This window comes from Streptomyces sp. NPDC054847 (assembly GCF_053610925.1).
In genome coordinates, this window is record NZ_JBSGZJ010000193.1 from 1 (window position 1) to 12,502 (window position 12,502).

8 protein-coding genes are annotated in these 12,502 nt (G+C 69.0%); 5 read left to right on the forward strand and 3 right to left on the reverse strand.

The features are described from left to right. Positions 1 to 35: 35 nt before the first annotated feature. The 3 genes from ACWGH4_RS19815 to metH all read right to left on the reverse strand — a co-directional run bounded on the left by ACWGH4_RS19815 (position 36) and on the right by metH (position 6,460). Positions 36 to 1,634, reverse strand: a complete 1,599-nt coding sequence (locus ACWGH4_RS19815; protein ID WP_441265409.1) for an ABC transporter substrate-binding protein — start codon at positions 1,632 to 1,634, stop codon at positions 36 to 38. Between the two features lie 506 nt (positions 1,635 to 2,140). Further along, entirely contained in the window at positions 2,141 to 2,842 is a 702-nt protein-coding gene (locus ACWGH4_RS19820) for an HAD family hydrolase (protein ID WP_453462437.1), read from the reverse strand. A gap of 108 nt (positions 2,843 to 2,950) precedes the next feature. After that, complete coding sequence (gene metH / locus ACWGH4_RS19825) at positions 2,951 to 6,460, reverse strand: methionine synthase (protein ID WP_453462440.1); 3,510 nt, start codon at positions 6,458 to 6,460, stop codon at positions 2,951 to 2,953. A 240-nt stretch (positions 6,461 to 6,700) separates the two neighbouring features. Between metH and ACWGH4_RS19830 the strand changes: the two genes are divergently transcribed. The 5 genes from ACWGH4_RS19830 to ACWGH4_RS19850 all read left to right on the forward strand — a co-directional run bounded on the left by ACWGH4_RS19830 (position 6,701) and on the right by ACWGH4_RS19850 (position 12,489). Beyond that, positions 6,701 to 7,465, forward strand: coding sequence for an IclR family transcriptional regulator domain-containing protein (locus ACWGH4_RS19830; protein ID WP_441266459.1), 765 nt, complete (start codon positions 6,701 to 6,703; stop codon positions 7,463 to 7,465). A 231-nt stretch (positions 7,466 to 7,696) separates the two neighbouring features. Further along, positions 7,697 to 8,488: an MIP family channel protein gene (locus ACWGH4_RS19835; protein WP_441266460.1), complete on the forward strand. Its 792-nt coding sequence runs from the start codon at positions 7,697 to 7,699 to the stop codon at positions 8,486 to 8,488. Between the two features lie 52 nt (positions 8,489 to 8,540). Next, a complete protein-coding gene (gene glpK, locus ACWGH4_RS19840) occupies positions 8,541 to 10,067 on the forward strand; it encodes a glycerol kinase GlpK (protein WP_356639628.1) in 1,527 nt (508 codons plus the stop codon). Between the two features lie 12 nt (positions 10,068 to 10,079). Then, positions 10,080 to 11,705: an FAD-dependent oxidoreductase gene (locus tag ACWGH4_RS19845; protein WP_453462445.1), complete on the forward strand. Its 1,626-nt coding sequence runs from the start codon at positions 10,080 to 10,082 to the stop codon at positions 11,703 to 11,705. Positions 11,706 to 11,817: 112 nt separating this feature from the next. Beyond that, positions 11,818 to 12,489, forward strand: a complete 672-nt coding sequence (locus ACWGH4_RS19850; RefSeq protein WP_307705525.1) for a FadR/GntR family transcriptional regulator — start codon at positions 11,818 to 11,820, stop codon at positions 12,487 to 12,489. Positions 12,490 to 12,502: the final 13 nt, after the last annotated feature.

Genomic DNA, 12,502 nt, shown 5'->3' on the forward strand with positions numbered 1-12,502 from the left:
GCACCGGTCTTTCTGCGGTCGCGCGTCCGCCCCGATCAGCTCCCGCCGCGGGACAGCTCCCAGAGCTGGAGGTCGGAGCTGGAGTTCAGCGCCCACTCGGCACCGCTCACGTCGTCGCGCGCGGCGACGTACTGCTTGCCCTGCCAGAGGGGCAGTACGGGGACGTCGTCCGCGACGATGTCCTGGATCTCCTTGAAGGCAGGCGACGCCGCGGTACGGTCGACGTCGCGCCGCGACTGCGGGATGAGTTCGCGGGCCTTGTCGCTCACGTAGGGCGAGTTGAGGAAGTTGCCCTCGCCGAGGAACGGCGCCGTGTAGTTGTCCGGGTCCGGGAAGTCGGGGAACCAGCCGAGGCCGTAGACGGCGTAGTCGCCCCGCTTCTGGGCGGGCCGGAACTTGGACCACTCGGTGCCCTCGACCTTGACTTCGAAGAGCCCGCTCGCGTTGAGCTGGTCACGAAGGGCCTCGAACTCCTTGGCCGTTCCCTCTCCGTAGTGGTCGGTGGTGTAGTGCAGCGTGAGCTGGACCGGGGTGTCGATACCGGCGTCGTCCAGGAGCGCGGCGGCCTTCTTGCGGCTGGGCTCGCCGTACTTGTTGTAGAACGAGTTGGTGTGCGCCGAGATGCTCTTCGGGATGAGCGAGTAGAGCGGCTCGGCAGTGGCGCCGTAGACCTCACCGGCGATCTGGCCGCGGTCGACGAGCGACGCGATGGCCTGCCGGACGGCCTTGTTCTTCACGGCCGGGTCGCTGGTGTCGAAGGCGAGGTAGCGGATCTCCAGGCCGGGCATCTCGGTGAGCTCGATGCCCTCCTTCGGGTTCTCCAGCATCTCCTTGATCTGCTCCGGCGCCATGGTGCGCGTCATCAGGTCGATGTCACCGGACTCGAGGGCCTTGCCCATGGAGTCGGCGTCGGCGAAGGAACGCAGGACGACCTTCTCGTTCTTCAGCTTCAGGTCGCCCGTGTAGTTCGGGTTCTTGCTGAAGACGACCCTGGAGACCTTGTCCCCGTCGGTCTCCGTCTTCATCGTGTACGGGCCGGAGCCGTCGACCTCGAACCCCTCGCGCAGCTTCTTGCCGTCGTACTTCTCCTTGCTGACGATGCCGGCGGCCGGCGTCGAGAGCTTGTACGGGAAGGTGGCGTCCGGCGTGGCGAGATGGAAGATGATCTCGTTGTCGCCCTTGGTCTCGATGGTGTCGATGTTCGAGAGCAGGGCGGCCGTGCCGTTGTCGGCGTCGATGTCCAGGACACGCTGGATGGAGAACTTGACGTCCTCGGCGGTGACCGGAGTGCCGTCGGCGAACTTGAGGCCGCTGCGCAGCTTGCAGCGGTAGCTCTCGCTCACGGTGTCGGTGAAGAGGCAGCTCTCCGCGGCGTCCGGCACGGGCTCGCCGCCGCCGCGCGGGGCGTGCATCAGGGTCTGCAGCGTCTGCCGCAGCACGTTCCAGGCACCGGTGTCGTACGCGTAGGCCGGGTCCAGGGGTGCCGGGGCGTCCTCGCCGGCGACGAACTGGTCCGTGGTGCCCACGACTATGGCATCACCGCCGTCGGACCCGCCGTCCGTGCTGCCGCAGGCGACGAGCACGGGCGCGAGCAGGCCGACCACGGCCGGCAGCACCAAAGTCTTACGGTTCATCCTGGACGTTCTCCCTCACCGATCCGGCACTGTGATACAGCGATGTGTTCAAGACACTCCGCCGCCTCCGCCCGGTCGGGGCGGCGCGATCGGGCCGGGGATACAGACGATCGGTCCTGTGTTTCCGACGGCGGGGTGGCCGACGGGACACCACGGTGATGCAGCGAAGCTCTCGCGACGAGATTAGTCGGCAACGCCAGGAAAGCGTGACCGGGCCCGAGTTGGGCCGTAATCGCTGAGTGATCATCAATGCCTGTGAGTGGATGGCACTGCCACGGAATATTCGTAAACACCCGCATCAATCGGGACACATGGGCTGCCCGAGACCCCTCCCGAAGGGGTGTCGGACGCACATCATCCCTGGTTGCGCACCACTCACAGTGACGAAGGTCACGCCGTTCGACCCAATTTCGATCAAGCCGGAAAGCCGTTCGACGGTCACGGAAAAGGCAGAACTCACTGCCCTGGGTTTCCGACGGAATCGAAAAGCACGGACAGTGCCCGTATCACTGCTTTGCGCTGATGAGAGTGCGCAGAAAAACGACGTCCACTTCTTCCAGGGACCGAACGACGACCCGGCCGCCGGCCGGCTGGATCGGGGCCACGGACGGGACGGCGACCACCCGGCATCCGGCTGCCTCGGCGGATGCCACACCGGTCGCCGTGTCCTCCACGACGGCGCATCTCGCCGGTTCCGCGCCCAGACCCTGGGCGGCGAGGAGATACGGATCGGGGTGCGGCTTGGTACGCGGCACCTCGTCCCCCGCGACCGAGAGCGCGAAGTGCTGGGGCCCGAGAGAGGCGAGGATCCGGTCGATGATGCGCCGGTGCGAGGCGGACACGAGCGCCGTGGGCACGTTGTGCGCCGCCAGTTCGGCGAGCAGCCGGGCCGCGCCCGGCATCAGCGGTACACCCCTGCTGATCCGCTCCTCGAACTTGTCGTTGAGCAGCACGGTCAGCTCCGTGAGGCTGATGTCCGCGCCGGTGGCCTCGATGAGATAGCCCGCGCTCCGGGTCATCGGTCCGCCGACCACCACGTCCCGCCAGGTCTCGTCCAGCCGGTGCCCGAGATCCGCGAAGACCTCCACCTCCGCGTCCCACCAGAAGCCCTCCGTGTCCACGAGGGTGCCGTCCATGTCGAGAAATACGGCCTGAAGTGCGGCCGCTTCCGCCGAACGGGTCAGCGACGCGGGGACCGTGCTGGTCATGGGCACACCTCCGTGAGGGACGAGAAGGCCGGCCACCTCTCCCAGCGGCTCTCCCGCGGGGACAGGCGACCGGCCTGCACTGGACCGACCAGTGTACGACCCGAACGATCAGCGTGCGTTGAAATACTTCGCCTCGGGGTGGTGGATGACGATCGCGTCGGTGGACTGCTCCGGGTGGAGCTGGAACTCCTCCGACAGCTGGACGCCGATCCGCTCGGGCTCGAGCAGCTCCGCGATCTTGGCCCGGTCCTCGAGATCGGGGCACGCGCCGTAACCGAGGGAGAACCGGGCGCCGCGATACTTCAGGGCGAACATGTCCTCCACGTCGGCCGGGTCCTCGCCGCCGAAGCCCAGTTCGGCGCGCACCCGGGCGTGCCAGTACTCGGCCAGCGCCTCGGCGAGCTGGACGGACAGGCCGTGCAGCTCGAGGTAGTCCCGGTAGGAGTTGGCCTCGAACAGCTTGGCGGTCTCCTCGCCGATGCGGGAGCCGACGGTGACGACCTGGAGGCCGACGACATCGGTCTCGCCGGACTCCTCGGGGCGGAAGAAGTCCGCCAGGCACAGACGCCGGCCCCGGCGCTGCCGCGGGAAGGAGAAGCGGGTGCGTTCCGAGCCGTCGTCGCCGAGGATGATCAGGTCGTCGCCCTTGGACACGCAGGGGAAGTAGCCGTGGACGACGGCCGCTTCGAGGAGGTTGTCGGTCTGCAGCCGGTCCAGCAGGCCGCGCAGCCGGGGCCGGCCCTCGGACTCCACCAGCTCCTCGTAGGAGGGGCCGTCTCCCGCCCGGGACTGCTTGAGTCCCCACTGCCCCTTGAACAGGGCGCCCTCGTCGAGCCAGGAGGCGTAGTCCTTGAGCGGGATGCCCTTGACGACGCGGGTGCCCCAGAACGGCGGGGTCGGGACCGGGTTGTCGGTGGCGACGTCGGAGCGGACCGCGCCTTCCTCCGGGCGCTCCTCCACGACCGCCGTCGTGGCCTTGACCCGGCGCTGCCTCAGCTCGGGCAGGACCGCGCCGGGGACGCCGCGCTTGATGCCGATGAGGGCGTCCATCAGGCGCAGGCCCTCGAACGCGTCGCGGGCGTAACGTACTTCGCCCTCGTAGATCTCGTGGAGATCCTGTTCGACGTAGGCCCGGGTGAGGGCCGCGCCGCCGAGGATGACCGGGTAGTCGGCCGCCATGCCCCGCTGGTTGAGCTCCTGGAGGTTCTCCTTCATGATCACCGTGGATTTGACCAGCAGGCCGGACATGCCGATCACGTCGGCCTTGTGTTCCTTGGCCGCGTCGAGGATCGCGGAGACGGGCTGCTTGATGCCCAGGTTGACGACGTTGTAGCCGTTGTTGGACAGGATGATGTCGACCAGGTTCTTGCCGATGTCGTGGACGTCGCCGCGGACGGTGGCCAGCACGATCGTGCCCTTGCCCTCGGCATCGGACTTCTCCATGTGCGGCTCGAGGTGCGCCACCGCGTTCTTCATCACCTCGGCGGACTGGAGCACGAACGGCAGCTGCATCTGCCCGGAGCCGAACAGCTCGCCGACGACCTTCATGCCCGCCAGGAGGGTGTTGTTGACGATGGCGAGGGCCGGTGTGTCCTTCAGGGCCTCGTCGAGGTCGGCCTCCAGGCCGTTCTTCTCACCGTCGATGATGCGGCGCTGCAGGCGCTCGTCGAGCGGCAGGGCGGCCAGTTCCTCGGCCTTGCCTGCCTTGAGGGACGTGGTGGAGACGCCCTCGAAGAGCTCCATGAGCTTCTGCAGGGGGTCGTAGCCCTCGGCGCGGCGGTCGTGGATGAGGTCGCGGGCGACCGTGACCTGCTCCTCGTCGAACCGGGCGATGGGCAGGATCTTGGAGGCGTGGACGATCGCGGAGTCGAGGCCCGCCTTGACGCACTCGTCGAGGAAGACGGAGTTGAGCAGGACGCGGGCGGCCGGGTTGAGGCCGAAGGAGATGTTGGACAGGCCCAGCGTGGTCTGGACGTCGGGGTGGCGGCGCTTGAGTTCGCGGATGGCTTCGATGGTGTTGAGGCCGTCCTTGCGGGACTCCTCCTGCCCGGTGCAGATGGTGAAGGTCAGCGTGTCGATGAGGATGTCCGACTCGTGGATGCCCCAGTTGCCGGTCAGGTCCGCGATCAGCCGCTCGGCGACCGCGACCTTGTGCTCCACCGAACGGGCCTGACCCTCCTCGTCGATGGTGAGGGCGATCAGCGCGGCGCCGTGCTCCTTGGCGAGCGCGGTGACCTTCGCGAACCGCGACTCCGGTCCGTCGCCGTCCTCGTAGTTCACCGAGTTGATGACCGCACGGCCGCCCAGCTTCTCCAGGCCCGCCTCGATGACGTCGACCTCGGTCGAGTCCAGCACGATCGGCAGCGTCGAGGCGGTCGCGAACCGGCCGGCGAGCTCCTCCATGTCCGCGACGCCGTCGCGGCCCACGTAGTCGACGCACAGGTCCAGCATGTGCGCGCCCTCGCGGATCTGGTCGCGGGCCATCTCCACGCAGTCGTCCCAGCGGCCCTCGAGCATGGCCTCGCGGAACTTCTTCGACCCGTTCGCGTTCGTCCGCTCACCGATCGCCATATAAGCGGTGTCCTGACGGAACGGCACCGACTGGTAGAGGGAGGCGGCGCCCGGCTCCGGACGCGGGTCACGCGGCGTCAGCTCCGCGCCCCGCACCCGCTCCACCAGCTGACGCAGGTGCTCGGGCGTCGTACCGCAGCAGCCGCCCACCAGGGACAGGCCGTAGTCGGCGACGAACTGCTCCTGGGCCGAGGCCAGGCCCTCGGGACCGAGCGGGAAGTGCGCCCCGTCCTTGGTGAGCACCGGAAGGCCGGCGTTCGGCATGCACAGCAGCGGGATACGGGAGTGGCGGGTGAGATAGCGGAGATGCTCGCTCATCTCTTCCGGGCCGGTGGAGCAGTTCAGACCGATCATGTCGACGCCGAGCGGCTCCAGCGCGGTCAGCGCGGCGCCGATCTCGGAGCCCAGCAGCATCGTGCCGGTCGTCTCGAAGGCGAGGGAACAAAGGAGCGGGAGGTCGGCGCCGGTCGCCTCCATGGCGCGGCGGGCTCCGAGGATCGCGGCCTTGGTCTGGAGCAGGTCCTGGGTCGTCTCGACGATGAGCGCGTCCGCGCCGCCCGCGATCAGGCCCTCGGCGTTCTGCTGGAATCCGTCCCTGAGCACGGTGTAGGGGGCGTGCCCGAGGGTCGGGAGCTTGGTTCCGGGGCCGATCGAGCCCAGTACCCACCGCTGCTGGCCGGTCGACGCGGTGAACTCGTCCGCCACCTCGCGGGCGATCCGGGCACCGGACTCCGAGAGCTCGTAGACCCGCTCGGGGATGTCGTACTCCCCCATGGCGGAGTGGTTGGCGCCGAAGGTGTTCGTCTCCACGCAGTCGACGCCGACCTCGAAGTACGCCTCGTGGACGGAGCGCACGATGTCGGGGCGGGTGACGTTGAGGACCTCGTTGCAGCCCTCGAGATTCTCGAAGTCCTCGAGTGTCGGATCCTGTGCCTGGAGCATCGTGCCCATGGCGCCGTCGGCCACCACCACCCGGGTGGCGAGCGCTTCGCGCAGAGCGTGGACACGGGTCCGGCTGTCGGCGGAGGGGGTCGGCAACGAGGCCATGGATGTGCTCCCTGGGATGCGACGGCTGTCGGCTTTGCGCCTACCGGCGGGAAGGCGCACCCAGCCAGAGTAGCCGGGTGGGCCCGACGGGGCTGAGGTGTCCCACGGGCCGGACTACGCCATGTCTCCGGACTTTTTCGCAAGGCCTCCACCGCGAGATACTCGGTCCGCCGTGACCAAGGTCGGCATCGACCGATAGTGTTCAGCATTGTCGAACCGTGTTGGAGAAGGGCCGATCCGATGGCGAAAAACATCCAGTCACTGGAGCGGGCTGCGGCGATGCTGCGACTGCTCGCGGGCGGAGAACGCCGACTGGGCCTGTCGGACATCGCGTCGTCGCTCGATCTGGCCAAGGGTACGGCCCATGGCATCCTGCGGACCCTTCAGGCGGAGGGATTCGTCGAGCAGGACGCCGCGTCCGGCCGCTACCAGTTGGGCGCCGAGCTGCTGCGGCTCGGCAACAGCTATCTGGACGTGCACGAACTACGGGCCCGCGCCCTGGTCTGGACGGACGACCTGGCCCGCTCCAGCGGCGAGAGCGTCCACCTCGGCGTGCTGCACCAGCACGGCGTGCTGATCGTGCACCACGTCTTCCGGCCCGACGACAGCCGGCAGGTGCTCGAGGTGGGAGCCATGCAGCCGCTGCACTCCACCGCTCTCGGCAAGGTCCTGTCCGCCTTCGACCCGGTGGCCCACACGGAGGCCCTGGAAGTGAACCGCAAGGCGTTCACGCCGCGGACCGTGACCGACATCGAGGACTTCGAGTCGCTGCTGGACCACACCCGGGCGCGGGGCTGGGCCGCCGATGTGGAGGAGACGTGGGAGGGCGTGGCCGCCGTGGCGGCCCCCATCCACGACCGGCGCCGGATGCCCGTGGGGGCGATCGCCATCACGGGTGCCGTGGAGCGGGTCTGCGACGACGGAGAGCTGCGTTCCGAGCTTGTCGCGGCGGTGCGGGACTGCGCCCGCGCGGTCTCCAGGGACCTCGGCGCCGGGCGCTTCTGACCCGTCGAAGACATCGTCTGGTAACGATCCGGTTTTCGGCCACACAACCCTTGACGCCATGTTTACCGGGGGGCAAAACTGCCGTTCACCGGTCGGCATTGTCGAACACCTAACGGCAATACGCGCTAGAGTGTGACAACGCCAGGCCGGAAACGCCCTCACTGAGGGCGCGGACCACCGGAGGGACCCGGGGTTCGCCTTCCCCCTGGACGAAGGACAAAGGAGTCGCGGGTGTCCAACTCCGACATCTTCATCGGCGAGATCATCGGTACCGCCGTACTCATCCTGCTCGGTGGCGGCGTCGTCGCCGCCGTAGTGCTCAAGCGCTCGAAGGCCCAGAACGCCGGCTGGCTGGCCATCACCCTCGGGTGGGGCTTCGCGGTTCTGACCGCGGTGTACATGACCGGCGCGCTCTCCGGTGCACACCTCAACCCCGCCGTCACGCTCGGCATCGCGATCAAGGACAACGACTGGGGCAACGTCCCCGTCTACGTCGCAGGCCAGCTCCTCGGCGCCATGATCGGCGCCGCCCTGGTCTGGCTCGCCTACTACGGCCAGTTCCACGCGCACCTCACCGACCCCGAGATCGTGGGCGACCCCGCCGACAAGGCGATCGAGGGTCCGCACGACGGGGCCGCCGCCAAGGCCGGCCCGGTCCTCGGTGTCTTCTCCACCGGCCCCGAGATCCGCAACGTCTGGCAGAACCTCGCCACCGAGATCATCGGCACGATCGTGCTGGTCCTGGCGGTGCTCACGCAGGGTCTCAACGACAGCGGAAAGGGCCTCGGCCCGCTCGGCGGACTCATGGTCGCCCTCGTCGTCGTCGCCATCGGCCTCTCGCTCGGCGGCCCCACCGGCTACGCCATCAACCCGGCCCGCGACCTGGGTCCGCGCATCGTGCACGCGCTGCTCCCGCTGCCGAACAAGGGCGGCTCCGACTGGAGCTACGCCTGGATACCCGTCGCCGGTCCGCTGATCGGTGCGGCCGTCGCAGCGGGTATCTACAACATCGCGTTCGCCTGAGCCGTATCAGCAGCACGAGCCGTATCCACCGATACCTGAGCAGGAGCAGACCGTGACCGACGCACACACCACCGGCCCGTTCATCGCGGCCATCGACCAGGGCACCACCTCCAGCCGCTGCATCGTCTTCGACAAGGACGGCCGGATCGTCTCCGTCGACCAGAAGGAGCACGAGCAGATCTTCCCGAAGCCGGGCTGGGTGGAGCACGACGCCGCCGAGATCTGGACCAACGTCCAGGAAGTCGTCGCCGGAGCCATCGAGAAGGCCGGCATCACCTCCGCCGACGTCAAGGCCATCGGCATCACCAACCAGCGCGAGACGACGCTGCTGTGGGACAAGAACACCGGCGAACCGGTCCACAACGCCATCGTCTGGCAGGACACCCGCACCGACGCCCTCTGCAAGGAGCTCGGCCGCAACGTCGGACAGGACCGTTTCCGCCGTGAGACGGGCCTGCCGCTGGCCTCCTACTTCGCCGGTCCGAAGGCCCGCTGGCTGCTCGACAACGTCGAGGGCCTGCGTGAGCGCGCCGAACGCGGTGACATCCTCTTCGGCACCATGGACTCCTGGGTCATCTGGAACCTGACCGGCGGAGTCGACGGCGGCGTACACGTCACCGACGTCACCAATGCCTCCCGCACCATGCTGATGAACCTGCACACCATGGAGTGGGACGACAAGATCCTTCAGTCCATGGAGGTCCCGGCGGCGATCCTGCCGGAGATCCGGTCCTCCGCCGAGGTCTACGGCCTCGCCAAGGGCGGCGCGCTCGACGGCATCCCCGTCGCCTCCGCGCTCGGCGACCAGCAGGCGGCCCTGTTCGGCCAGACCTGCTACTCGAAGGGCGAGGCCAAGTCCACGTACGGCACCGGCACCTTCATGCTGATGAACACCGGTGACGAGCCCGTCAATTCCTACAACGGCCTGCTGACCACCGTCGGCTACCGCATCGGCGACCAGAAGGCGGTGTACGCCCTCGAGGGCTCGATCGCCGTCACCGGTTCGCTGGTGCAGTGGATGCGCGACCAGATGGGCCTTATCAACTCCGCCGCCGAGATCGAGACCCTCGCCTCCTCCGTGGAGGACAACGGCGGCGCCTACTTCGTGCCGGCCTTCTCCGGTCTGTTCGCCCCGTACTGGCGCTCCGACGCCCGCGGTGTGATCGCCGGCCTGACCCGGTACGTCACCAAGGCGCACATCGCGCGCGCCGTTCTCGAGGCCACCGCCTGGCAGACCCGTGAGATCACGGATGCCATGACGAAGGACTCGGGCGTCGAACTGACCGCGCTCAAGGTCGACGGCGGCATGACCTCCAACAACCTGCTGATGCAGACCCTCTCGGACTTCCTGGACGCCCCCGTGGTGCGCCCGATGGTCGCCGAGACGACCTGCCTCGGCGCCGCCTACGCCGCCGGCCTGGCCGTCGGCTTCTGGCCGGACACCGACGCGCTGCGTGCCAACTGGCGCAGGGCCGCCGAGTGGACCCCCCGCATGGACGCTGACAAGCGTGACAGCGAGTACAAGAGCTGGCTCAAGGCCGTGGAGCGGACCATGGGCTGGCTCGACGAGGAAAACTGACGAGGAGCAAGAATGACCACCCTGCAGAGCGTCCCCTCCTCCGGGACGCACCCGGCCTCCGGCTCGGCTGTGTCTTCCCTCAAAGCAGCGGGCCGCGCCGAGACTCGGGAGCAGCTTTCCAAGGCGACGTACGACCTCCTGGTGATCGGCGGCGGCATCCTGGGCATCTCCACCGCCTGGCACGCCGCGCAGTCCGGGCTGCGGGTGGCCCTGGTGGACGCCGGCGACTTCGCCGGCGCCACCTCCTCCGCCTCCTCCAAGCTTCTCCACGGCGGCCTGCGCTACCTGCAGACCGGTGCGGTGAAGCTGGTCGCGGAGAACCACTTCGAGCGGCGCGCGGTCTCCCGTCAGGTGGCCCCCCACCTGGCCAACCCGCTCACGTTCTACCTGCCCGTCTACAAGGGTGGTCCGCACGGCGCGGCGAAGCTCGGCGCGGGCGTCTTCGCCTACTCCGCGCTCTCCGCGTTCGGTGACGGCGTCGGCCACGTCATATCGGCGGCGAAGGCACAGCGGGACGTGCCGGAGCTGCGTACGGAGAACCTGAAGGCCGTCGCCGTCTACGGCGACGACCAGATGAACGACTCCCGCATGGCGCTCATGACGGTCCGCGCGGCCGCCGAGTCGGGCGCCACCGTCCTCAACCACGCCGAGGTCACCGGACTGCGTTTCACCCGGGGCCGGGTCACCGGCGCGGAGCTGAAGGACCGCACCGACGGCACCGAGTTCGGCGTCACCGCGCGGCTGGTGCTGAACGCCACCGGACCGTGGGTCGACCACCTGCGCCGGATGGAGGACCCGGAGGCGGCCCCGTCCATCCGCCTCTCCAAGGGCGCGCACCTGGTGCTGAAGCGCACCTCCCCGTGGCGGGCCGCGCTCGCCACCCCGATCGACAAGTACCGCATCACGTTCGCCCTCCCCTGGGAGGACATGTTGCTGCTCGGCACCACCGACGAGGAGTACGAGGGCGACCCGGCCGATGTCGCCGTCAACGACAAGGACGTCACGCAGATCCTCGACGAGGCCGCGTTCTCCATCCGTGACCAGCAGCTCTCACGCGACCTGATCACCTACTCCTTCGCGGGTCTGCGCGTGCTGCCGGGCGGCCCCGGAGACACCTCCAAGGCCAAGCGGGAGACGGTCGTCACCGAGGGGCGCGGCGGGATGCTGTCGGTGGCCGGCGGCAAGTGGACGACGTTCCGCCACATCGGCCGCACGGTGATGAACAAGCTGGCGACCCTGCCGGGCCGCCCGCTCGCCGAGGACATGGAGCCGCTCGCGCACCTGCCGAAGAAGCTGCCGCTGCCCGGCATCGCCAACCCCAACGCGGTCGCCCACCGGCTCCTGGTCGACGGCGGGATGCCCGGCCCGCGGATGGCGGCCGACACCGCCCGGCACCTCGCCACCCACTACGGGTCGCTGGCGTTCGACATCGCCCGCCTGGCGAACGAGGACCCCGCGCTGGCCGAGCGTATCCACCCGGACGCGCCGGAGATCTGGGCGCAGGTCGTGTACGCGCGCGACCACGAGTGGGCCGAGACGGCGGACGACGTGCTGCGCCGCCGTACCACGCTGACCATCCGCGGCCTGGCGACGGACGACGTCCGCAACAGGGTCGAGGACGTGCTGCGCGACCGGTGAGCTGACCGGACGGGCGGACAGGCCCAACGAGGGCGACTCCGGGGGAGTCGCCCTCGTTGTACGCTCAGACATCCGATGTCTGGTGAGTGATGTGGACGATGGGGGCGACGTCATGGCCGTGACCGACGAGGCCATCGAGAAGATCAAAGGGATGATCGTCTCCGGCGCGCTCCGCCCCGGCGACCGGCTGCCCAAGGAGAGCGAACTCGCCGCCGAACTGGGCCTGTCGCGCAACTCGCTGCGCGAGGCGGTACGGGCGCTCTCCCTGATCCGTATCCTCGACGTACGGCAGGGCGACGGCACCTACGTCACGAGCCTCGACCCCCAACTGCTCCTCGAGGCGCTGAGTTTCGTCGTCGACTTCCACCGGGACGACACGGTGCTGGAGTTCCTCGCGGTACGCCGCATCCTTGAACCGGCGGCCACCGCGATGGCCGCGAGCCGCATCCCCGAAGCCGAACTCGACGCGCTGACCGCCCAGCTCGACGCGCTGGGGACCGACCCGTCGGTCGAGGAACTCGTCGCGGCGGACCTGGACTTCCACCGCCGCATCGTCGGGGCCGCGGGCAACTCGGTGCTCTGCTCCCTCCTGGACGGCCTGTCGGGCCCCACGACCCGGGCCCGCGTCTGGCGCGGCCTGACCCAGGAGGACGCGGTCAGCCGCACCCTCCACGAGCACCGCGCGATCCTGGCGGCACTGCGGGACCGCGACGGGGAGGCGGCGCGGGCGTGGGCGACGGTGCACGTGGCAAGCGTGGAGCAGTGGCTCCGCGCGACGCTGTAGCGCCTTCCCGAAC